Source organism: Aliiglaciecola sp. 2_MG-2023 (genome assembly GCF_030548145.1).
In the GTDB taxonomy this organism is placed as follows: Bacteria; Pseudomonadota; Gammaproteobacteria; order Enterobacterales; family Alteromonadaceae; genus Aliiglaciecola; species Aliiglaciecola lipolytica_A.
On sequence record NZ_JAUORY010000001.1, the window covers coordinates 378,987 to 402,677 of the forward strand.

At 40.5% G+C, this 23,691-nt stretch carries 16 protein-coding genes; 4 read left to right on the top strand and 12 right to left on the bottom strand.

Annotated features, from left to right (window positions below):
• Positions 1–79: 79 nt before the first annotated feature.
• The 9 genes from Q4567_RS01575 to Q4567_RS01615 all read right to left on the bottom strand — a co-directional run bounded on the left by Q4567_RS01575 (position 80) and on the right by Q4567_RS01615 (position 10,425).
• Positions 80–793: a DUF3379 family protein gene (locus Q4567_RS01575; protein ID WP_216048305.1), complete on the bottom strand. Its 714-nt coding sequence runs from the start codon at positions 791–793 to the stop codon at positions 80–82.
• Positions 786–1,343, bottom strand: a complete 558-nt coding sequence (locus Q4567_RS01580; protein WP_216048306.1) for a sigma-70 family RNA polymerase sigma factor — start codon at positions 1,341–1,343, stop codon at positions 786–788. The genes Q4567_RS01575 and Q4567_RS01580 overlap by 8 nt, the downstream gene beginning before the upstream one ends.
• A gap of 162 nt (positions 1,344–1,505) precedes the next feature.
• On the bottom strand, positions 1,506–3,359 hold the full coding sequence (locus tag Q4567_RS01585; protein ID WP_216048307.1) for a DUF885 family protein: 1,854 nt from the start codon (positions 3,357–3,359) through the stop codon (positions 1,506–1,508).
• Between the two features lie 18 nt (positions 3,360–3,377).
• Complete coding sequence (locus Q4567_RS01590; RefSeq protein WP_216048308.1) at positions 3,378–5,126, bottom strand: BatD family protein; 1,749 nt, start codon at positions 5,124–5,126, stop codon at positions 3,378–3,380.
• Position 5,127: 1 nt separating this feature from the next.
• Positions 5,128–7,014, bottom strand: coding sequence for a VWA domain-containing protein (locus Q4567_RS01595; protein ID WP_303499094.1), 1,887 nt, complete (start codon positions 7,012–7,014; stop codon positions 5,128–5,130).
• Complete coding sequence (locus Q4567_RS01600) at positions 7,011–8,015, bottom strand: VWA domain-containing protein (protein WP_216048310.1); 1,005 nt, start codon at positions 8,013–8,015, stop codon at positions 7,011–7,013. Before Q4567_RS01600 ends, Q4567_RS01595 begins: the two co-directional genes overlap by 4 nt.
• Complete coding sequence (locus tag Q4567_RS01605; protein ID WP_303499096.1) at positions 8,008–8,514, bottom strand: DUF4381 domain-containing protein; 507 nt, start codon at positions 8,512–8,514, stop codon at positions 8,008–8,010. Before Q4567_RS01605 ends, Q4567_RS01600 begins: the two co-directional genes overlap by 8 nt.
• Positions 8,511–9,458 (bottom strand): DUF58 domain-containing protein, encoded by a 948-nt coding sequence (locus Q4567_RS01610; RefSeq protein ID WP_216048312.1) that lies wholly within the window; start codon positions 9,456–9,458, stop codon positions 8,511–8,513. Before Q4567_RS01610 ends, Q4567_RS01605 begins: the two co-directional genes overlap by 4 nt.
• Positions 9,459–9,468: 10 nt before the next feature.
• Positions 9,469–10,425 carry a MoxR family ATPase gene (locus Q4567_RS01615; protein WP_303499098.1) on the bottom strand — a complete coding sequence of 319 codons (957 nt, stop codon included), beginning with the start codon at positions 10,423–10,425 and terminating at the stop codon, positions 9,469–9,471.
• Positions 10,426–10,680: 255 nt separating this feature from the next.
• Here Q4567_RS01615 and fadI point away from each other — a divergent pair, with 255 nt between their 5' ends.
• From fadI to Q4567_RS01630, 3 genes are all read left to right on the top strand, one after another.
• Positions 10,681–11,991: an acetyl-CoA C-acyltransferase FadI gene (fadI, locus tag Q4567_RS01620; RefSeq protein ID WP_216048314.1), complete on the top strand. Its 1,311-nt coding sequence runs from the start codon at positions 10,681–10,683 to the stop codon at positions 11,989–11,991.
• Between the two features lie 10 nt (positions 11,992–12,001).
• A complete protein-coding gene (fadJ, locus tag Q4567_RS01625; RefSeq protein WP_216048315.1) occupies positions 12,002–14,191 on the top strand; it encodes a fatty acid oxidation complex subunit alpha FadJ in 2,190 nt (729 codons plus the stop codon).
• Between the two features lie 192 nt (positions 14,192–14,383).
• On the top strand, positions 14,384–14,581 hold the full coding sequence (locus Q4567_RS01630) for a hypothetical protein (RefSeq protein ID WP_216048316.1): 198 nt from the start codon (positions 14,384–14,386) through the stop codon (positions 14,579–14,581).
• Positions 14,582–14,660: 79 nt separating this feature from the next.
• Here the strand turns inward: Q4567_RS01630 and Q4567_RS01635 are convergent, their stop codons facing one another.
• The 3 genes from Q4567_RS01635 to Q4567_RS01645 form a co-directional block, all read right to left on the bottom strand.
• A complete protein-coding gene (locus Q4567_RS01635; protein ID WP_303499101.1) occupies positions 14,661–14,891 on the bottom strand; it encodes a hypothetical protein in 231 nt (76 codons plus the stop codon).
• Between the two features lie 348 nt (positions 14,892–15,239).
• On the bottom strand, positions 15,240–19,766 hold the full coding sequence (locus Q4567_RS01640; protein WP_252729084.1) for an EAL domain-containing protein: 4,527 nt from the start codon (positions 19,764–19,766) through the stop codon (positions 15,240–15,242).
• A 268-nt stretch (positions 19,767–20,034) separates the two neighbouring features.
• A complete protein-coding gene (locus Q4567_RS01645; protein ID WP_303499104.1) occupies positions 20,035–22,800 on the bottom strand; it encodes an insulinase family protein in 2,766 nt (921 codons plus the stop codon).
• 355 nt (positions 22,801–23,155) lie between these two features.
• Between Q4567_RS01645 and sixA the strand changes: the two genes are divergently transcribed.
• A complete protein-coding gene (gene sixA, locus Q4567_RS01650) occupies positions 23,156–23,635 on the top strand; it encodes a phosphohistidine phosphatase SixA (RefSeq protein ID WP_216048319.1) in 480 nt (159 codons plus the stop codon).
• Positions 23,636–23,691: the final 56 nt, after the last annotated feature.

The following is a 23,691-nucleotide window of genomic DNA, read 5'->3' on the forward strand; positions in this document are numbered from 1 at the left end:
TAGCGCTGATGATAGTGGGATAGTTTCAAGCCACTATCATCAGTTGATGAGAAAGAATTAACCTTTCTAGCTATAATATTTAAGCACTAAAGCGTAATGTTTTTTGCAGTTTTTCTTTCATTTTTCCAACAGACTTTCCATGCTCACCAACAACGATTACGTTGGCTTGATGGCTACTAAACATTTGCCCTTTTAAGTGGTTACCTGAAAAGTTTTCATCGCTGTGCATATCATTTGATTGAGGAACTACAAAGACGGTTATCTTTTCACCCTCTTCAGATTCCAACACCATATGGAAACTGCGAACGTTATCGAATACACAAAAATTAGCAAAATAAATGCGTCCTACTTTTTGGGTGAACTCCGCACCAAGGTTCGCTAACTGAACATTGACGTTATCTAAGGAAAAATCACCATCAACTTGCAGTGCATAACCATTACCTTCTTGAGTAACGTGGGCTAACGCATGTTCGCCTAAATCGATACCTGGTGGTTGTTGAAATAGGCTAAAACTAATACCAATAACAAAGGCCACTGATGCTGCAACGGCTAAATGTATGCGACTTTTAGTTCGCTGTGTTCTAACTACTTCTGTTGATTGTCTTAAAATTAATTTTTCAGCAAGGTTTTCAGGAACAGAAATACTGGCTGCCTTAGCAATAGATTCATCTAATTGCTTAATTTCGTCCCAAAACTCTTGTTTTTTAGCATCTTCTTTAGCTGCTTGTATTACGTCGTCTTCAGCACAGTTTGGGTCTGCGTAAATGGTACGACGGAATGTTAAATCATCCATTTTTATAACCTCTGCTGTTATTTGATTTCTCTAAAGCTTCTTTTAACTGACTGCGCGCTCTAAATAACCTGGTCATTACCGTATTCTTATTGAGATCCAATTGCTGAGCAATTTCGTCTCCGCTATATCCGTACATAACTTGAAGTATAAGGGGTTCTCGATACTCTTCGTTTAAACCTGCCATTAGCAATCTGAGCTCTTGATACTCAATTTCTAATTCGTTTGACAAATTATCACCTTCTAAAGACACATCGTCCATATCGACTAAATCAAACTGTTTACGTTCAAATCGCCGAGCGTTTTCGCGACGAAGAATGGTGATTAGCCAAGACTTCGCAGCTTTTTCATCTTTTAACGAATCTAATGATTTCCAAGCACGTAAAAAGGTCTCTTGAACAATATCCTCAGCCACTGCTTTATCTTTTACTAACCAGTAGGCGTACCTAAATATGTCGGCATGTAGGCTATGTACTAACGCCTCATACCGTTTTTGTTTTGCTACCACATCATCAGAGACCGAGTCATTGGCAGATTGCTTTCGAAAAAACATAGGTTCTTAAGCCTTTTTTATTAAGTTTATGATTAGTATAAGAATTTATTTTTAAGTTTATGACAATAAATTTAGCCTATGGAGCTAACTATTGACAGGGTTTAGGGCATTAAAAATCCGGTATTACCCGGATTTTTAATGTCACAGCTAATTTAGCTTCATTTATTGTTGGCTTTGAACCCACACTTTAATCTTATCTTCTAATATATTAAGCGGCACGGGACCGTCTTTTAACACTTCATCATGAAATCCACGAATATCGAATTTTTCGCCAAGGGTCTGCTCTGCATAGGCGCGTAGTTCCATGATTTTTAATTTACCAATCATATACGCCGTGGCTTGGCCAGGCATTGCAATGTAGCGTTCAATCGCTTTGACTGAATCTCCCTCGGGGTTCGGCGTATTCTCAACGAGGTATTGAATGGCTTGTTCACGGCTCCATTTTTGCGAATGAATCCCTGTATCTACCACCAAACGACATGCTCTCCAAAGCTCCATTGCTAAACGTCCAAAATCAGAGTAAGGGTCTTGATAAAATCCCATATCTTTGGCGAGTTCTTCAGAGTATAAACCCCAGCCTTCGGTGTAAGCCGTAAAAGATACATATTTTTGAAATTCTGGTATGCCTTCTAATTCCTGCGCAATCGCTCGTTGCATGTGATGTCCAGGGATCCCTTCATGATAAGCTAGTGCTTCCATTTGATAGGTTGGCATATCTTTCATGTTGTAAAGATTCGCGTAGTAACTGCCTGGTCGTGAACCGTCTTTTGACGGGCTTTGATAAAAGGCTTTGCCGGCAGATTGTTCTCTGAATGGTTCGACACGCTTAACAATCATTTCTGCTTGTGGCATTAATCCAAAATATTCAGGGATCTTGCTTTTCATTTCGTTGATGAGTGCGGTTGCATCAGCTAAGTACTGATCACGGCCAGTATCATCATTCGCATAATAAAACTGATCACTAGTGCGCATAAAGACAAAGAAGTCCTGAAGAGAACCTTCAAAATTGACTTTCTCCATAATTTCAAGCATCAAGTCGTGAATACGTTCTACTTGTTTAAGACCTATCTCGTGAACTTCCTGGGCGCTCAAATCGGTGGTTGTAAACCAGGCTAATCGGTTGTCATACCATTTGTCTCCATCAGGTAAGCGCCAAACACCATCACCTTCAGGGGATAGTTCACGCTGTATTTCTAGCTCTGCAATGAGTGCTTGGTAGGCAGGTAAAACAGACTCTTGAAGTGCATCTCTTGCTTGTTTCATCATGCCAGTCTTTTCGGCATTAGAAATATCTAAGGCATTCAGTTTGTCTTGGAAATCCTTCCAAATGGTGGAATCTTCAGCTGACTCGATAAAAGGGTTACCACTGATGACGTTATGCGACGCTTGGATCATTTGGTCGTATGACCATTTAGGTGGGAAAACGCCTAGTTCTTGTCTGATTTTTAATTGCTCTATCACTTGCCCAAAAAGGTCATCGACTTTTTCCAATCGTGATATATACGCTTGCGCATCTTCAACGTCATTTACTCTATGGATATTCACTAAAAAGCTTGGCACAACTGTATGAAAAGCGCGGAATTGGTCCATGATGTAAGTGTGATGTCTAAACTTGTCATTTGCCAATCGACGTTGAATATCAACTTTGGCAATTTCTAGGCTCATTTTTTCTTGCTGATTTAATTGCGCTGAATCGAACTCGTTTAAAGCTTTTAGACGTTGTTGTAAAATCGTAATGTCTTGGTCTGTGGCGTTATCTGAAATATCATCCCATTTATCGTAATCCCACTTATAACCAAGATAACTTTGGGACATAGGGGAGCGTTTCAAATCTTCTTCAAACATGTCAGCGAAAAAGGCAGCTAATCTTTCTGATTCACTAAGCTTAACTTGCTGGCTTTGTTGTTCTTGCAGTTGAGCTTGTGTATCCGAATTTGTGTTTTGAGCCGGTTCGGAGCACGCCATTAGCGCAAGTGAGATAAGGCTTAGCGGAACAAATGATTTCAATGTCTTCATGGTGTAATTTTCCTGACGTTAGTGCGCAACCCGTTGGGATGCATATAAAGGTTGCAACGAAGGCGACTTATTTTTATTTTTTATTATATCTTGACGTAAACGTGCTAATACATTTAATAGGGTATCACTTTTCCAATTTTTGTCACCTTGCGCGTATTGGCTGGCAAACATTGATTTCAGTTCATCTTGTAATTCTGAGTCTGAAATATCATTTTCATCTAATAATTTGGCGCCACCATATACTGCTAAGCTTGTTTGCCATTTAAGTAATGCAGGATAAATTTCGCCGATTTTATGACTCTTTAACGCCGCTTTTAGCAATTTCCAGTTTTCAGACTCTAGGTTATTAGTATTCAATTCCTGTTTGGCCAAGGGCGGAGCGTTTTTCGAACGACTTGAAAACCACCAAATCAGTAATGTAAGCAACCATATAGCTAATAAAACCCAGCTACTAATACTCCACAATGATGTTACTGTGACTGTCTGCACCGTTGGTGTTAATGGGCCTGGAGTCTGGGTATCTACACTAGCAGGTGCCTGTGTTTCTAATAGCGGATTTGGGGAAGTAGGGGGTAAACCAGTTTGATTAGAAGATGCGGCTGCAGCCACTTCAATACTTCGAGCGGGTAATTCTGCATATTCAGTTTGCTTAGTTAACGTATTAAACCACGCTACTTTCACCGGAGGCAAAACAAATTGTCCCGCTCGATTTGGAATAATAGCTATATTTTCAACACGTTGCGCAATAATGTTGTCTTCACGAGTAACGGACGCTGTAGTCGCTTGATCGGGATAGATTTTAAAATCAGGTGGGTATATTCCTGTCATTTCCGGTAATTGTTGTTCGGATACACCCAGTGCCGATAAGGTCAGCGTTCGTGTAATAGGTTCGCCCACCTTTATTTGTGACAAGTCAGGCTGCCATTCTTCATTCAACTGTACAAATTCACTGGGTAACCAATGCTCATTAAAATCAACTGGAATAGGCTGAACATCCAGAACCACGTCGGGCGCAACTCGATTGATAGGGCGCGTCTGATTAAAGTAACTAAAGCTATTTTGAGTTCGATCAATAACCTCAGCTTCAAACAGCGGTCCCTTTATTTTAACTTGACCACTTGCCTGAGGAATAATTGCGTAATTGCGTTCAATTATCCGGTAACGTTGACCATCGACAATTTCTGAATAATCTTTGTCTTTACCAATTAGGCTGATGTCTGCGTTTTCCAAAGAAGGCTCAGACAAACTGCCTCGTTGTAAACTGGTAGCAAGGTGAATTTTGACTTTATATTTCACCATTTGTTGTACAAAGGGTTGGCCTACATCGACTTCTGCGGTAATAAAAGCTTCTCGTGCTTTACTGTTACTGGCAGCTGAAACAGGTAGTATTCTAACCGTTATCGGTTGAGTTTTTTTGCCTCCCACATCGAAGGGTGGGATTGTAAACGTTCCTTGCTGGCGTGGAATTAAAATTGTCGTCCAGGTGGTAGAGCGAGTCGTATCAAAATTGATTACTCTCGTTTGCGTGCTCACTGACGTTCGACCCACAACGAAGTCATCTTCTAACACGCTAGGGTCAAAGGCATCATTATTTGGGTTACCAAAAGCGACGACAGACAGCACGATAGATTCATCTGCCATGGCTGGATTTTTATCGACACTTGCCGTCACACTTTCAACTTGTGCATACACATTGGTAATACTCAGTAAGCTGAAAAACAATAAAGTTAACAATAAGGTTTTGCGGGTTAACAATTTAACTAACATATTACCAATTCCTCTTCGACTGGCTTGGCGTACGTTGACGACGTCGTTGTTGATTTTCCAGCAGCATTTTGCGCTTGAGTAAATAGGACGGATCATCGGGGACGCGATTGAGCAAATTTTGCATTCTTTGCATTTCTTCACGCTCCTCATCCGTCATTGATTCTTCTGCTTCTTGCACCTGCTGTGCAGCTTGCTGTTCTTGTTCAGTCTGTTGCTCTTGTTGTGACGGGTCCTGCTGTTGCTCTGACTCGTTTTGTTGTTCAGATTCGTCTTGTTGTTCGGAATCATCTTGTTGGTTTTGTTCAGCATCTTGTTCATTTTGAGACTGATCTTGCTGTTCTTGATTTTGTTGCTCTTGCTGCTCTTGCTGAGACTCTTGACTTTGCTGGTCTTGGTTCTGTTGATCTTGCGAGTCTTGTTGTTGCTGCGACTGTTGATCTTCAGATTGCTGCTCTTCAGAGTCGTCACCTTGTTGATCTTGCTGTTGGTTTTGTTGTTCTTGCTCTTGCTGTTCTTTTAGTTGTTCGAGTATCTCTTTGTTTTTCAACGCATCTGCATGATCAGGTTGTTGCGCAAGAGCTTCATCATACCTTTGTATGGCCTCATCTAATTCGCCCAACTGTGCCAGTGCATTGCCTTGATTGTATAGTGCTTGTGGGCCTTCAGCTTTTGAAAATGCATCCAAAGCGGCTTGATAATTACCTTGTTTGTAAAGCGCTGCGCCTTGCCACATAGGACTTTCAAACTCGTTTGCTGCTTGCTCATAATCTTGCTTTTGCAGAGACTCTAAACCGCGTTGATCTCTGTTTTTAAACCAGTCTTGCCAGGTATTTGCAAAGGCGGGTTGGGGCGCCAATGAACTGGTTACCAAGGTAACTAAAAATATCGCAACATAACCTCTTCGAAAAGCCAAAGCGGCGAGCGGTAACAACAGCAAAAGCAGATAAGGACCGGCTTCTTGCCATTCATCACCAAACTGTTCATTGTCATCTTTGTTTGAAATTGTTTCGTGATTTATCAGGCTTTGCTCCGTTAAATATTTAATATCACTGTCATTTGCTGTAATCGCATAAAACTTTCCACCGCTTTTGCGGGCTAAACCTGACAATATTTGTGCATCCATTTTAGGGATAACTATGGCGCCTCTATTGTCTTTCAAAAAGTCACCATCAAGCAATTGAATAGGAGCACCTTCAGCTGTGCCCACTCCCAAAATGGAAATACGATAGGGAAGGCTTTCAATATAAGTATTCAATTCGGCTAATTGTGAAACTTCCACACCGTCGGTTATCCAAAATATATCGCCCTCTAAAAAACCAGCATTTTTGAGTAATTCGGCCGCCATTTTGAGACCTAGATAGGGTTCACTGCCTGATACCGGCATAATTTCTGGCGTTAGGCTTGGTAGTAAAGCTGTTAGGTTCTGCGCATCTGAACTTAACGGACTAATAGTAAAAGCATCGCCCGCATAGGCGACTAATCCAACATCACCTTCAGAAATTTCATTAATTAAATCAATAGCTTTGTATTTTGCACGGGTCAATCTGTCTGGCATTAAGTCTGTGGAGCGCATCGACATGGACATGTCTAGCACTACTGCTTTGCCAGCATTGAGTTGAAAAACCGGCTGAGGGAGCCTTTCCCAGCTTGGTCCAGCCAACGCGGTAACGGCAATTATCCAGCCTAAAGCCACTAAGCTTAATGGTGGACGCCTTTGGCTGTTGCCTTTTTCAGATATAAGGTGCTGATAAAGGTGACTTGCTACAACTGACTGCCAACCAGATTGACGTCTGTGTATGTTCATCAATAAAATCAGTAATAACAGCAGTGGGATTAATGCAAAAAACCATTCAGGTCGTAAAAAATGGAAGCTGTCTAAATTAATCATTGTAGCCTCCCCAAAAATCGTTGTTTTATCCATCCTAGAGAACTATTTAAGGCAATTAAAAAACTGAAAATAAGTGCCAATGCTAGCGGATAAAAATATAACGCTTGCAACGGGCGCATCTGGCGGTTTTCTCGTTCAATGGGCTCTAGAGCATCCAAAATAGAATAAATTTGCTGTAAAGACTGGGTATCTTTGGCTCTGAAGTATTGGCCGCCCGTGGACTCGGCAAGTTCAGTTAGCATTTTTTCATCCAAATCTCTCGATGGGTTCGTTCGACGCTGCCCAAAAAAACCTTGGGTTATCATAGAATCTGCGCCAACCCCTATCGTGTATACGGTTACATCATTGTTTATGGCCAGTTCGTTGGCTTGTGCCGGAGTAATATTGCCCGCAGTGTTTTGTCCGTCGGTCAATAAAATGATCACTTTGTTTGATTCTTCTCGGTTGGCAAAACGTTTTATAGACAATCCAATTGCATCGCCAATTGCCGTTTGTTCGCCAACTAAGCCAATCTGACTTTCAAGTAGCAGTTGCTCAACCGTTTTTCTGTCATAGGTTAGTGGAGCTTGTAAATAAGCTGTGTCGGCAAATAATATTAAACCTAACCTGTCACCAACCCGTCTTTCGATAAAATCACTGAGTACGCTTTTAATCATGATTAAGCGATTTACTCGACGGCCATTCACCACCATATCTTCTTGATTCATACTGCCGGATAAATCTACCGCTAGCATTAAATCCCGTCCTTCAGATGGAATGTTAACAGGCTCGCCTAACCATTGTGGACGAGCGGCTGCGATAACTAATGCTATCCAGGCCAAAATGGCGATTATCAAATTGATTCGATTCGGGCCGGTTTTTTTGTTATTGGTTGCCAAATTTGCCGTTAACGCTGGGACGCGTAAAGCAGCTCCTTGCTGTCTTTCCTTTTTGGGCAGTAACAATGCAAGCAACGGCAACGGTAATGCGAACAATGCCCACCACCAAGCAAACTCAAACATTAGGAGCCTCCTCAATCAGCACCGGGCGATTGGATTTTCGTTTAGGTGGTAATGCCGATTGCAACCACGTTTTAGCCGTTAGGGCCGCTTTATTAACATCTTTGTTAGGCGCATCTCGATACAGTAAATCAACAAATTCTTGAATTTCATGTTGAAAACTCTGTTGTTGTTTTGCAGATAATTGACTGCTTAAAAATGCGCTCCATTGTTGCCCGTGAAGCGAGGCTATTTGCTCTTGAGGAAAATAACTTAAGGCCGCTCGTTTTAGCACAATATTGATTTGCGAAATCGCATTTTGTTGGTTTAAATCGATAGCTGATAGCGCCAAAAGTGCTGCTTTTTTGGCTCGACGATGAAGTATGTAGTGTCGAACGCTATAAATAATGCTAACTAAGATTAACAAAACCAAAATAGCTGATACCCACCATCCCCAGGCTAAAGGCCAGATACTGACCTCTTGGGGAAGTTGAATGTCGGCTAACTGATCTAGCGGATTCATGCAATTTCTCCACGCTTTTCAACTAGCTGTTGTTCGATAGGAACCGCAGCACTAACATTTAATAACTGGGTTTTGCATTGCTGCAAGGTGCGTGATATTTGTTCAAATTGACGTTGATGAGATCGATGATATTGTTGAGAAACGGTTTTTTCTCCTAACACTAACGTTTGCTGATCAACGCCATCGGTAACTTCAACCGTTTGTGAATTTGATACTTTGGGCAAATCATGTTCAAAGGGGTCGGTGATGGAATAAGCCACTACTTCACTGTGCCTTGATATACGACTCAGGTGCTGTTTCGCTGCTTCGTTGAGATTTTGAAAATCACTTAGTACAAAGACTAAGCTACCAGGGTGAACTAGTCTTCTCAAGCGTGCACAAGCATCAGAAAATTGGAAGTTTCCAGGTTGTAAATCATCAGGTTGATGAACCTCTACTAATCCGTGTAGTAATCCTAGAACAGCCTTTTTCCTAGTCAGTGGTTTGAATTCTCGGTGTTGGTGTTGATTAAACACCAGGCCACCAATTCGATCGCCACGATTTGTCGCAGACCATGCAATCAATGCCGCTAAATGAGCAACTTGCACCGACTTATAGAGTAATTGAGTGCCAAAGTGCATGTTAGGCGATAGATCTGCCAAAATAAAAATGGGGCGTTCTTTTTCTTCCCTATATAGCTTTGTATGGGTTTTTCCAGAACGGGCGGTGACTCGCCAATCAATGGCTCGTATATCGTCACCAGGTTGATAATGTCGCGCTTCATCAAACTCCATTCCCCGGCCTTTGGTTTTCGCCAAATAACTTCCCGCCAATTTTGATTGGATGGTTTTACGGGGCGCCAAGTTGAGTAGGCTAGTCTTTTTTTGGTAATATAGAAGCTGTTTGATGTTTAAACTAACACCATCAGCATTTAACCGGGTCAACCAGTTTGATACATCTTGCATAGGATAAGGTCTATGGTACTGGAACAAGCGTTAAAATACGGTCTAATAGCTGATTAGCATCGACGCCTTCAGCCTCGGCTTCATAGCTTAGTAATAACCTGTGGCGCAATACATTGTGGAATACTGCACGAATATTATCGGGACCCACAAAGTCTCTCCCCATTAACCAAGCATGTGCTCTTGCGCACTTATCTAACGCAATGGTTGCCCGTGGACTGGCCCCAAATTCAATCCAATTAGCCAGTTGTGGATCATATTTTTCCGGTGTCCGAGTGGCAATGATGAGCTCTACAAGATATTTTTCTAAAGATTCTGCTAAATGAATCTGCAATACTTCTTTACGTGCCGCAAAAATATCCGCTTGATTCATAATATCAGAATTGATTTTGTGACTGCCAATGGCTTCATCCCGCGTTAAACGCAAAATCTCTAACTCTGTCTCGGCCCCAGGATAATCAATTTCTAAGTGCATTAAAAAGCGGTCTAGCTGAGCTTCAGGTAATGGATAGGTACCTTCTTGTTCAATCGGGTTCTGAGTTGCCATTACCAAAAATAAATCTGAAAGAGGGTAGGTCTTATTACCCACGGTGATTTGTTTTTCTGCCATGGCTTCAAGTAATGCTGATTGAACCTTAGCCGGTGCTCGGTTGATTTCGTCAGCAAGTACTAAGTTATGGAACAAAGGACCTTTCTGAAAAACGAACTCTCCGGTTTCAGGACGATAAATATCAGTCCCGGTCAAATCGGCAGGAAGCAGGTCGGGCGTAAATTGAACACGGTGAAAATCACCTTCAATCCCCTGCGCTAAAGCATTTACCGCTCGTGTTTTAGCCAAACCTGGAGGGCCTTCAACCAACAAATGCCCATTTGCCAACAAGGCGATCATAATGTTGTGGGTTAGGTTATTTTGTCCGATCACCTGCGAATCAAGATACGCTTGTAATCGCTTGAATTGTTCAACTGCCATTAATTTGTCCTAACTACGATGAAAAAGGGTGTACATCAGATAAATGCGATGTGCATTTGGTGCTACATAGTGACACATCCTTTTATATAAGGTTCCCTTTTCGAAATACAATGTTACAAATTGCCAAATTAATCGGGAATCTATGCGAAAAGCTAATTTGTTAACTAGAATTTGAATTTTATCTAACACTCTGTACAATTGGCTCATACATTACAGGTCAGACCACTCTGGCCGGCAAAAATACGAGGACAAATAATGTCAGCAAAACAAACAGTTACTACTCGCAGTGGCGATAGGATCGCTATAGTGGCGGGTCTACGGACTCCTTTTGCGAAAATGGCGACCTATTTTCATGGCGTACCCGCTGTTGATTTGGGGAAATTAGTCGTCAACGAGATGATTACACGCAATAATTTGGATCCCAATTTAGTGGAGCAACTTGTTTATGGCCAAGTTGTGCAAATGCCTGAAGCGCCAAACATTGCTAGAGAAATTGTACTTGGCACTGGCATGAACGTGCATACTGATGCGTATTCCGTTTCCAGAGCTTGTGCGACTAGTTTTCAAGCCACAGTCAATATTGCTGAATCTATGATGGCAGGAAACATCGCCGTTGGTATTGCTGGCGGAGCTGACTCAACTTCAGTGTCGCCTATTGGGGTTTCAAAACCTCTTGCTAGAGCGCTTACCGATCTGCAAAAAACCAAAACACTTGGTCAGAAGTGGAATGTGTTTAAAAAGCTTGGATTCAAAGATTTATTGCCTGTTCCGCCCGCAGTAGCTGAATATTCCACTGGTTTATCAATGGGACAGACAGCCGAGCAAATGGCTAAAACCCATAACATTTCACGACAGGAACAAGATGCCTTAGCTCATCGTTCTCATTCCTTGGCAGCTAAGAGCTGGAATGAAGGCTTTTTAGACGATGAAGTCATGACAGCTTACGCCGAACCATACAAAGGGGCATTGGAAAAAGATAACAATGTGCGCTTCGATTCAACGTTAGAAGGCTATGCCAAGCTTCGCCCTGTTTTTGATAAAAAACACGGTACAGTAACCGCTGCCAATGCAACACCATTAACCGATGGCGCATCTGCAATCGTGATGATGACGGAAAGCCGCGCAAAAGAATTAGGCTATAAACCGTTAGGGTACATTCGTAGTTATGCGTTTGCTGCCATAGACGTTTGGGAAGATATGTTGATGGGACCATCTTATGCGTCACCAATTGCATTGGACAGAGCAGGGATGACCTTAAACGACCTAACATTAATAGAAATGCATGAAGCGTTCGCTGCGCAAACACTGGCAAATATCAAAATGTTTGCAAGCGACAAATTTGCACAAGAAAAGCTAGGGCGAAGTAAAGCCACTGGTGAAATAGATATGGACAAGTTCAATCAAATGGGAAGTTCAATTGCTTACGGACACCCATTTGCAGCAACCGGTACGCGGATGATCACTCAAATGCTAAATGATCTTAACCGCAAAGGCGGTGGTGCAGGTTTAGTGACTGCGTGTGCTGCAGGTGGCCTTGGTGCTGCAATGATTGTTGAAACAGAGTAAGGGGAATTACGTGGATAATGCGAATAAAGAAACTGAACTAACTCAAGCGGGCCAAGTATCTGAAGAGACTAAAGTATCTCAGCAAAATAGCGCCTTTACTCTAGATCTACAAGACAATGGCGTTGCTATATTAACTATTGATGTGCCTGGCGAGTCGATGAACACGCTAAAAATGGAATTTGCAGATCAAATTTCAGTAATGCTAGATGAAATCGAAAGCAATAGTAAAATTAAGGGGGTGGTGGTTGTCAGTGGCAAAGAAAACTCCTTTATAGCGGGTGCTGATATTAGTATGTTAGCCTCTTGTGAGACTGCTCAGGATGTCGAGACGATTGCCACAGGCGGACAACAAATCTTTCAGCGTATAGAAGACATGCGAGTGCATTTTGTCGCTGCAATTCATGGTCCGGCACTAGGTGGCGGTCTTGAGTTGGCCTTAGCTTGTCATTCAAGAGTATGTACTGACGATAAAATAACCCAAATGGGCTTGCCTGAGGTGCAACTTGGGTTGCTTCCAGGAAGCGGCGGCACGCAACGTTTGCCGCGATTAATTGGTATCCAGCAAGCGATGAAAATGATGCTCACTGGTGCTGCAGTACGAGCTAAGCAAGGACTAAAATACGGTATTGTTGATGATATGGTTCCACGTTCGATTCTGCTCGAGGTGGCCACAGAAATGGCGTTGAAGTCAAAACCGCAACGCACACCCGTTAAAATGAATTTAGCGAGCCAATTCTTAGAAAAAACGTCAATTGGACGCAATACTCTTTTCAAACAAGCAAGAAAACAAACCATAAGTAAAACTAAGGGCAATTATCCCGCTCCTGAATTAATTATTGATTGTATTGAAACAGGCTTTGATAAAGGCATACAGGAAGGGATGGCGGTAGAAGCTAAGAACTTTGCTTATCTGGTTATGACCCCTGAATCTGAACAACTGCGTAATATCTTTTTCGCAACTACGGAAATGAAAAAAGAAACAGGTGTTAGCGGTGTTGAGCCTGGACAGTTGAAAAAAGTGGGTATCTTAGGTGGTGGATTGATGGGCGGTGGTATCGCGTTTGTTACCGCTACTAAAGCAGGGTTACCCGCCAGAATTAAAGATATCCGGTCTGAGGGAGTCGCTAATGCGATGAAATACTCCTTTGATCTTTTAAATAAAAAGGTTAAACGCCGGTTTATGCGAAAGTCTGAAATGCAGCAGCAAATGTCTTTATTGACTGGGAGTGTTGATTACGCAGGATTTAAAGATACCGATGTGGTGATTGAGGCCGTTTTTGAAGACTTAGCGTTAAAACAGTCCATGGTCTGTGATGTAGAGGCGAATTGTAATGAAAATACGATATTTGCCTCTAACACATCGTCAATTCCCATTGCTCAAATAGCTGAAAAGGCTGCTCGACCAGAACAAGTTATTGGATTGCATTACTTTTCACCGGTAGACAAGATGCCGCTTGCTGAAGTTATTGCCCATGATAAAACCTCAGATAAAACCATTTCAACTACGGTGGAGCTGGCTCGTAAACAGGGTAAAACACCTATTGTGGTTAAAGATGGAGCTGGCTTTTACGTCAACCGTATTCTAGCTCCTTATATGAATGAAGCGGCAAATATACTCTTATCCGGTGAGCCAATTGAGCATATTGATAAATCCTTAGTTAAATTCGGTTTCCCAGTGGGGCCTGTTAAGTTGTTAGATGAAGTTGGTATAGATGTAGGCACGAAAATAATACCTATTTTAATGGCTCAATTTGGTGACCGATTTAAGTCAGCAGATGCATTCGATAAGGTGCTTGCTGATGATCGTAAAGGCAAAAAGAACAAACGTGGTTTTTACGCTTATTCCGGAAAGAATTCAGGAAAAGAAGTTGATGAAAGTGTTTATGAGCTTTTGGGCATAAAACCAGAACAACGCATGAGCGGAGTTGAAATATCTGAACGTTGCGTAATGTTAATGCTAAATGAAGCGGCAATGTGTTTGCATGAAGGTGTGATTCGTAATCCACGAGATGGTGACATTGGCGCTATTTTTGGTATTGGTTTTCCGCCATTTCTTGGTGGTCCTTTCCATTACATGGATAAGCTTGGCGCAAAATTTGTTGTCGAGCGTTTACAATATTACAGCAGTAAATTCGGTGATAGATATCTTCCAGCAACCAAACTGGTTGAGATGGCGGATAATGATGAAACCTTCTATTGAGCTGCTGAATCTATTGATGGAATGTAAATTACTGGTAAATGAATTGTCTACTTAAAGGGTTTGTTTTTGTAATTAAATTGTTAAAAGTCGGGCTTTGCTCGGCTTTTTTAGTTGAAACCTCTAAAACTACTAGTTTTGTAAGTTTGCTTGAGTATAATTTGCGCGATTGAAACTATGCATAGGCGGGCGAAAATGATTTTAGCGATAATAAGTTGTTTAGTGTTTAGCGTATATTACTATGTTGAAGCTTTCAAAAGTGCGTTACCAGCGAAAAAGTGGGCGTTAGCAGGGCTTATGTTTGGTCCCATGATCTTACCAATGTTTTCAATTTCTCAACGAGTCGCTTTGCGTCAATCTCGTGGTTTTAATAATTCTCTGCTAAGAGTGTAGGGCATAAAAAAAAGAGAGGATAACCTCTCTTTTTTCAAATACTGTCCTTGTCATATTCTAAAATCCAATGCATTAGCACTTAAAAACCAATACCGCCACCAGGCTTAAGAACCTTATTATTATCGAATCCGATACCGCCACCAGGCTTAAGAACCTTGTTAGTGTCGAATCCAATACCGCCACCAGGCTTAAGGACTTTGTCTGAACTAGTCGATACAGTTTTTTGCTGTTCGGTTATATTGGCACCATCTAAGTTTGCGCTTGTAGGTGTCGTAGTTAGCATTAGTGCTACAGCATAAGCTTTTAACATCTTTCGGTTCCTCTTTGATACTTCTGTATTATTTTAATTTTATAACTGACAATTTTTTGTCAATCATTTATATATCTGCGAGGAATATGCCAACTTTAACTTTTGCTGAAATATTTTACCGATTAGAGCGTTGAAATCCTCACATTCAGATAAATTAACCCTATAATTCAATGGTTTGGGATTTTTGTTGTTTTTGCAGGATTTTTTAAAAATTAAGAGTTCATCATTGGACGTCAATTCCACAACTAATATCAAAAGTCGATATTCTGGCGTTGGAATTTTGACTGTTAGTCAGCAAGCGAGCGGGTTGGTGATACCTAGAAGATAACGAATTAACCGGAGTGTAGGTTAATTCGTGCCGATTAATTGGCTAATGTGGACATTTTCGGCCAACAGTTTTTCAAACTTTTTGGCATTTAAGGGTTTACTATATAAGTAGCCCTGCAACATTTCACAATCATAAAGGCTCAGAATTTCGAGCTGTTTCTCTTGTTCTACGCCCTCAGCAACTACTTTTAACCCTAGATTGTGGGCAATATTAATTATTGCTGCGGTCATATGTTTGTCTACGCTACTAATAGCGATGTCATCAATAAAAGCTTTATCTATTTTCAGCGTATTGAGCGGGAACTTCTTCAAATAGGCTAAAGATGAATAGCCGGTGCCAAAGTCGTCTAACGCGAGGTGTATGCCCTTCTCACGCAATCTTTGCATCATTTGCAAGGCTTGCTCTGGATTTTGCATTAGCGTGCCTTCCGTTATCTCACACTCTAAATGGAGCGGTGATAAGCCTACTTTTTGTAGTATACGGGAAATACGATCATCAAGATCCGGCAATTCAAATTGCCGAGCCGAGATATTCACTGCTACACGCCCAGTGAATAACCCTTGTGAAACCCAACGTTTAGTATCTTCACAGGCTTTGCGAAGTACTTGCTCGCCAATGTCAATGATTTGACCCGTTTCTTCTGCTAAGGGAATAAATTGTGCTGGGCTGACAATACCTTTGTCGGGGTGTTCAAAACGTACTAAGGCTTCCATGCTTACAAGTCTGCCGGTGGCGATATCAACTTTAGGTTGATAGAAAACAGTGAACAAGTCATCTTTCAAACCATAGCGGATAAGGTTTTCGATTTGTAATTGGCGAACTGCATTTTGGTTCATTTCACCGCTAAAGAATTGGTATTTGTTGCCGCCAGCATTTTTGGCAAAATACATCGCAGTATCAGAATTTTTTAACAGCTCTTGAGTTGAAGTACCATCTTCAGGATAGAAAGCGATACCAACACTTGCCCCTAAAACAAATTCTTGTTTGTTAATCAAAAACGGGTGGGCCATCTGATCTAAAATACGCTGGGCATAATGGTTAATGCGCTGCATATCTTCTTCGCGGTCGACTAGAATACTAAATTCATCGCCGCCTAAGCGGTAACATGTTGCATTGGTGCCGGTAATTTTTTGCAGCCTTTTACCAATTTGCTTGATCAAAATATCACCAGTTTGGTGGCCTAAAGAGTCATTGATTTTTTTGAAGTTGTCCATGTCTAAACACACTAACGCATGGGGCACATCTTTACGCACTAGGTTGTGATGGCTAGCTTGGAAAAAAGATCGATTGGGCATTTCTGTTAGTGGATCAGTATTGGCCAATTTCAACAATTCTTTTTCGGTGCTTTTACGAGAAGTGATATCCGAAAATACACCCACATAATGAGTTGTTTTGCCATCTTCTCCATGGATCGCATCGACATTCAATTCCATTTCATAGCGTTCGCCATTGGCGCGTCTAGATTCAACTTCGCCATTCCAATTGCCTTTTTGACGCAGTGCTTTTTTCACTTCCTCGGTGAAAGCTTCCGGGTATTGATTGAATTTAAGATAGCTAGCTAAACCCTGCTCACGGGTTTCACCGGTGTAATTACAATAAGACTGATTAACTGAAATAAAGCGGAAGGTTGTATCGGCAATAAACACACCGTCAGAAATGGTTTCAATTGAACGTTCGTAAAGTTTAAGCTGTTCTTCGGCTTGTTTTAAATGACTGATATTCTTAAGGGTACCAGTCATCCTAATCGGCTGATCATTATTATCCCGCTTGACAATCATCCCTCTATCTAAAATCCAAACCCAATCACCTTTAAATGTGCGAGCTCGATAGGTAACTTGGAAATAGTCCGATTTTTTATCGATGTGGGTCTTTAGCGCTTCTTGAACCCGTAACATATCATTGGGATGGATATTGGCTTGATAGGAACTGTTCGAACGAATGTCGTCTTGCGGAAAATCCATCGTTCCCCATGTATTGGCACGATATACCTGCCCTCGGTAAACATCCCAATCCCAGAGTTCATCTCCACTGCTCCAAAGGGTAAGCTTTAGACGTTCTTCACTTTCTTTAATGGCATTTTGTACCGCCAGTTTACGCCTGTATTGCCGTAACATCAGCAATAATACAAGAATGGCGGACAATCCATACAACGCCATGGCTGGTGTATCTAGCCAAAGCGGCGGTGAAATCATTATGTTAAGTCTTGCGGTCTTGGACCAAGGCCCATCACCAATACGTCCTTGGACTTCAAAAACATGGTTTCCATAGGTTTCAATGGAAAAGGAAGCAAACCTTCCATTATTGCCGGTTTCAATCCAGGTATCTCGCCAACCCAGTAATCGATAACGATAGTTCAACTCATTTTGATACAACGAATTAATATGATCGAAATACAAAGTAAATGGAATGTTTTCGTAAGACAAAGAGATAGAACTAGTTAAACTCAAGGGTTTAGTTAATGGCGAGCCTTCAACACCGATAGCTACAGGTTTATTGTGAATCCATAATTCAGTGATTTTGGGCGGACTTAAAGTTGGTAAGGGGGATGCTGTTCCGCTATTTCCCAGCGTTAAATCTGTGAGTTTTTGGGGATTAAAAACATGGAAGCCATCTGTGCCACCAAAAAACAACATACCTTCTGCTGTCATCAAGGTGGCGCCTTGGTTCAAATCATTGTAATCCAAAGTTTGTCGAGGAATTAACTGTAATATCTCACCTGTTTCCAATGAAATTTGCCAAATTTCTGATTGACTACATTGCCATACCGATGTTTGATTTTGGGTATCTAGTACGGAATTTACGACAATGCCTCTCACGTTATATCCACGGGGGTGGATCTGTTCTATCGGGGCATATGTTTTTTTATCAAGTTTGAAAATTCCGTGTTTTCCTGTGGACGCCCAAAACGCATCAGCCGTTTCATGAACGTTATAAACCACGGGTTGATCTTCGTCTAAATTGTTTTGTAATAAGATACGAGTAGAGTTTGCGTAGTTTTGATCGGTAACAACAATGCCTGCATCAGTTTTTAGCCATATATTGTTTTGGCTATCTAAAAGCAGTTGGGCTATCACTCCACTATTCAAGCCTTTATAAGATATTTCTGTTGGTGTTTTGGCTAGGTCTTTAGCATCGACTAAAAAAGAATGCTCCTTAATGTCTTTTACCCAGAACTGCTCTTGCATCGGCTCTAATTCGGTTATCGGTGTTCCTGAAAATAACGTTTTTACATGATTTAAATTGTCATCTTTGAATTCATAAACATGAATACCGGTATCAGTGGCCAGCCACAAGCGTTTTTCTGCATCAACCTCCACATCCCAGACGAGAGTAGTGGATTCTTGCAAAAAGCGTCTAAATTCACCTGTTTGGATATTATATAGACTGACTCCTCCACTTAACGGAGCTATCCATATAGTTTTATCACCGTTATCTGCAAACCCCCAGACACTATTACTAATGCCCGGCAAATTATCATTAACTATTTTGAAATGTTTAATCGCGGAAAACAATTTATGATATTGGAAAAGACCTGCCGCATGTGTACCAAACCAAATTGAATTATTACTACTTTTATAAGCTTTAATAATGATTGTGTTAATTAACCCTATGTATTTCCCATTATCTCGGTCAATGGAAAATACTGACTGCTCTCTACTATCATAAATACTGATACCATCTGTGGTACCTAACCAAACGTTGCCATCATCGCTTTGTACTATGGTACGAACAGTGTTGTTAATAATTTTCAGTTGATCATTTCGCAAGGCATCCAGTTGTAACTCTATCTGGTAATCTTCTGATAAAACAATAGCGCCAACCGAAGTACCTAACCAATACTGGTTATCAATTTTTACTATATCAAACAGGGTTTTCGCATTTAACTGAATATTCCAGGGGTTTTTCTCTTGTAAATTGTATAAATAGTTAGTTTTTGGGTCGATAGCATAAATGCCGCTTTTTTCAGTACCTAACCAAATAATATCGTCTTCAGCGTAAATAGTTCTTACTGAGTCATTTAATTTAGCACCGTTACTAAATTCAACGACAGTAAAGTCATCTAATTCTGGGTTATATTCGTAAAGTGATGTTTCACCTGAAAAAAGTAATTTACCTTGTTTGGTTTCACCAATAGCCCAAAATATATTGGATTTTAAATTAGAGTTCTTTCGGCCATACACTTGGAAATCATCTTTTTCCGGTAGGTACCTGGCAATTGCCCCCATACTTGAAAACCATAGGTTATTGTTGGAATCGATAAATAATTTTCGAATCACTTCAATGGGAAACTGTTTTTCGTCTGGTAATTTAGGGGTATATTGTTTGAAATCTGTGCCGTCAAAACGGTTCAAGCCATCGACTGTGGCGAACCAAATGTATCCATCTTTATCTTCAATAATATCTAAAACGGTTCTTTGAGACAGGCCTTGTTGCACCGAGAAATTACGAAGCTGAATATCTGCTACATTGGCGTAGGATTTAGAATAGGATAAGGACAAAAGCATGATTAATGCGATTAGCCCAGTAGACTGAAATAATCGTCTCAAATCGATGTTTCACCTATCTCAAATGCATTTTGTTTTTTTATTATTATTATTTTCATAAAAAGCAATGACAATGTGACGAACTAAGGTAGCTAATATGCCCAATTTAAGTGCACTGTACAAGTTCTGAGTGACTTCTTTACCGTTTAAATAACAAATATTTACATTTTCGTTTAAAAACCGTTCTAAAATACTGGTTTAAAAAGTCAGGAACATGCAAATTGGAAGTGATGGTAGTTAAGCGCCATGTCACTTTGCGCAACCTCAAAATTTAGATAATGTAACTTGCTTGATGTTTAAACGCCGTTAAATCATCGATCTCTTTGCCATCTGCTGGAATATCTTCCGGCTTATTTTTATCTCCACAACAATATAGTACGAGGGTCCCAACATTTGCAGGCGCTATCAGTAGTTGACAGAAGGTCTTGATGTCGTCAAAGGTTAATGAAAAAAGGGCTTTTGCTATTGCTGTCTGTAAATTAAACTCAAGGTCTTGGTTACCAATGGCAAGCCATAACCTTTGTGCTTTAGCGGTTAGATTGGTGTCATTACCTTGCAACTGTTTAGACACGCTGGTTCTAACGTGCGACCAAACTTCTTCATAGTCATCTATGCTTGCAGTGATTTGTGCAAGGAAACTCTGTATTTCAATCAAAATTTGTTTCGCGCTGAAATTAGGTGATTGTGCATAAAAAACCATGCCGGGGTGTTGATTAAGGGGTAAATAACCACTGCCAACCAAGTAACCTAATTGTTTTTCATTTCGAATTTCATGAAAAAAGGGTGAGGCCAATAGCTGTTCCACTAAAATGGTTAACGCAACATCTTTAATTGAGGCTGTAGGTGTTTGTAAATAAAGCACTACTGCAGAATCTGGGTGTTGACTCATTACCTGATTTTTATAGTGAATAGTATGCTTTAAATCAACTACTTCACGCTTTATTTGACTTCCCGTTTGACTAGGTTTAGGCATATCTTTCAATCTACTTGCAAACTGCTTAGATTGTTGCATTGTCCAATTGCCAAACACAAACGCCTCAACCGAGTAATTTTTAAATAATTGCTCTTTGAGCCAGTAGATATCTTCTATTGTGGCATTTTCAACCAGTGGTAATAATTCTAGTGGCGCATAAGTAAAGCGCTGAATTAAGCCTGAAAGCCGCGAAAACAAACGGTTAATCGGTTTATTTAATAGTGAATTTTGTAAGTTTTGAAGTTGTTTGTGTTTTACCTGTTCAAACAGCGGTTTTAGATCAACGTCGGCCATCACTTGATTTAAAATATTTATACTGAGTTCAAGTTGGTTGTGCGAAAAACCATTTGTGTGAATAGAAAAACCACCTTGATGCGCATACAAATGATAATGCAACCCAGCAACACCGGCATGGTAAAATTGGTCGTTTAAATGCTCCACCATCAATGCAACCCATAAACGCTTGTAGGCCGAAATTTTGGCCCCTTGGGTAACTGCCTCGCAATCAAACGAAATAAAGCAATCTCCTTTGGGTTGACTAAACAGTGAATCCTGCGCAAACCATACCTGTAAGTTTTGCTCATGCAAAATTTTGCTAGGTAAGAGATATTTGTCATCCACGTCTACCAGTTCACAGGATTCTGTTATGTATGGATTGGGGGGAGGCAAATGAACGTCATCGAGGTCGCTAGGTGTCGACAGTGCTTTTAATAAATTCCCATCTATAGATTCAATCGCATAAGGGGTTTCGTACCAACGTGCAACTTTGTTTGTTTGCACGTCTTTACTGATTAACTTCAAGCGCATATTCTCTGGACTCATGAAAGTTAAGCAAGTCTCAATTGGTTGCACTGAAAAATCGGTAATTAAATAATCACCTGTTAAAATATCGGCTTCAGGGTAGTGAAACATTAAATTGGAAAATTGTATTGCGTCATCTAAGGGTTTTGCATTTTCGATGTGGTCAAAAGCCAATTTTCCTAAAATGGCTTTCTCTTTAATGCGCCATTCGTCAAGTGCATTATTGCGAATGAGCTTGAGGTAATAAAATAGACTATTTAGCACTTCTGAAATATTGTCTTTGCCGACTTCAGTAAGTTGTAAATTGACATTAAAATCTTTGAAGCCAGTTCCATTGATGCCGCCTCCAGCACTTAGGTTAGTCGCCCAATTCATGCGCTTATAATGCGTCAGTAGACTACCTTTACCCTCATCCCCTAATAAATGACTAATAAATTCCAGTGGTTTTGAATCACAATAATGTTGCATGTCTGGTAATGCGAAACTAATTATTAAGCGGCGCGCATCTTTGATCGGTTTAATACTTATTTTGACACCCAACTGGTTTGGCAAATACAAAGGTGGTGGCGTGGGGCGCTCAAAATCACTACCAGATTTGATTGTGCCAAACCTGTCTTCTACACATTTTTGTTGTTCTTCTAAAGACATGTTACTGACAACACATAAGGTCATATTGTTGGGTATATAGTGCTTTTTATGCAGCTCAATTAGCGCACTTTGAATTTTTTCTATGGAGTGCGCGCAGAACGTTTCTCCGTTACCCACTGAAAATTTACTAAATGGGTGATTTGGATTGCATGTTTCTTTGTGTACTTGGTAGAGGCGTCGCAAATCGTCATGTATTTTTAAGTTGAACTCAGCATCAATGGCTTTTATTTCTTTGTCGATTGCCTTTTTGCTAAATAGCGGGTTAAACAGCATGTCAGCAAACCGCTGCAGCCCCTCTGGCAAATATGTATGTGATACATCGAAATGGTAATTCGAAAATTCCGTGCCGGTATAAGCGTTAACACTGCCGCTATGGGGCGAAAGGAATTTATCTAAGTTGTCTGCATCTTGAAACATCTCACTGCCATTAAATAGCATATGTTCAAGTAAATGGGCTAGGCCATGAATATCAGCCGGATCATCAAAATGTCCGGCTTGAACGCACACTGCTGCTGCAGATTTTCGACAATCAGCATCATTCACTAATAATACTCGCAGGCCATTGGCAAGTGTAACCTGTAGATAGGCCCGTTTGTCGTTTATACTTAGCTGCAACTAGATCACCTTCTTGGAAGTTTGATAACAAGCATAACTCAATAAAAATTTTTTTAAATAAACTGGCTGAATTTGTTTATTAAAAAATGACGAATTGGAAAAATGAAAAAGTAGAAACGAATTGAACCTGTTTATTTTTCGTGCTTAATTATTCATATCGACTTTAAATCTCAATAAATGAGTAGTTAACTTACCCTTAACAGCTATTTTGTCTAAATTAAAAAATAAACCTCTAAAACATATCGTTTTTATTGCATTTCGACTCTACTATATGAAATTGAATTCAGGCAATATTGATATTCATAACAATCTGCACAATAGTTTGTGTTGAAAGCTCTCGTAATATGGACCAATTATGTACATTTTTGTGATGCGCCATGGTGAAGCCAAACCATCTTTGCAAAATGATCAATTAAGACCGTTAAATGACTATGGTATTTCTCAGGCTAAGCAAAGTGGGAATTGGCTGCAATCGTTTGCAGAAGAGTCAAAGGTACCACTAAGCCACGCCATGGTGAGCCCATTTGTAAGGGCGCAACAAACATTTCAGCAAGTAAACCTTGCGACAAAGATTGTTGATATACGCTCTAATTCAGATTTAGTGCCTAGCGGCAATTGTCAGGCATTACATTATTCTATTGACCAATTTGCTGAACAACACCCAAATGTTACTGGATTGCTTTTAGTTAGCCATATGCCATTTGTCAGTTATCTGGTTGATGAGATGTGTGAAATAGATGAATTGAGAATGTTTTCTACCGGTACAATTGTTTGTATTGACTATAATGTTGAAGAGTCGAAAGGTCACATCGTTAAAACATACACCCCTAAATAATATATCTGCTAAATTCCGCTTCAATATCCTACAGTTTTTGCGTTTTATTCCGATAA

Coding starts and splice junctions, on each gene's coding strand:
- Q4567_RS01575 (WP_216048305.1), bottom strand. CDS start 793: ATGGATGATTTAACATTCCGTCGTACCATTTACGCAGACCCAAACTGT.
- Q4567_RS01580 (WP_216048306.1), bottom strand. CDS start 1,343: ATGTTTTTTCGAAAGCAATCTGCCAATGACTCGGTCTCTGATGATGTG.
- Q4567_RS01585 (WP_216048307.1), bottom strand. CDS start 3,359: ATGAAGACATTGAAATCATTTGTTCCGCTAAGCCTTATCTCACTTGCG.
- Q4567_RS01590 (WP_216048308.1), bottom strand. CDS start 5,126: ATGTTAGTTAAATTGTTAACCCGCAAAACCTTATTGTTAACTTTATTG.
- Q4567_RS01595 (WP_303499094.1), bottom strand. CDS start 7,014: ATGATTAATTTAGACAGCTTCCATTTTTTACGACCTGAATGGTTTTTT.
- Q4567_RS01600 (WP_216048310.1), bottom strand. CDS start 8,015: ATGTTTGAGTTTGCTTGGTGGTGGGCATTGTTCGCATTACCGTTGCCG.
- Q4567_RS01605 (WP_303499096.1), bottom strand. CDS start 8,514: ATGAATCCGCTAGATCAGTTAGCCGACATTCAACTTCCCCAAGAGGTC.
- Q4567_RS01610 (WP_216048312.1), bottom strand. CDS start 9,458: ATGCAAGATGTATCAAACTGGTTGACCCGGTTAAATGCTGATGGTGTT.
- Q4567_RS01615 (WP_303499098.1), bottom strand. CDS start 10,425: ATGGCAGTTGAACAATTCAAGCGATTACAAGCGTATCTTGATTCGCAG.
- fadI (WP_216048314.1), top strand. CDS start 10,681: ATGTCAGCAAAACAAACAGTTACTACTCGCAGTGGCGATAGGATCGCT.
- Q4567_RS01630 (WP_216048316.1), top strand. CDS start 14,384: ATGATTTTAGCGATAATAAGTTGTTTAGTGTTTAGCGTATATTACTAT.
- Q4567_RS01635 (WP_303499101.1), bottom strand. CDS start 14,891: ATGTTAAAAGCTTATGCTGTAGCACTAATGCTAACTACGACACCTACA.
- sixA (WP_216048319.1), top strand. CDS start 23,156: ATGTACATTTTTGTGATGCGCCATGGTGAAGCCAAACCATCTTTGCAA.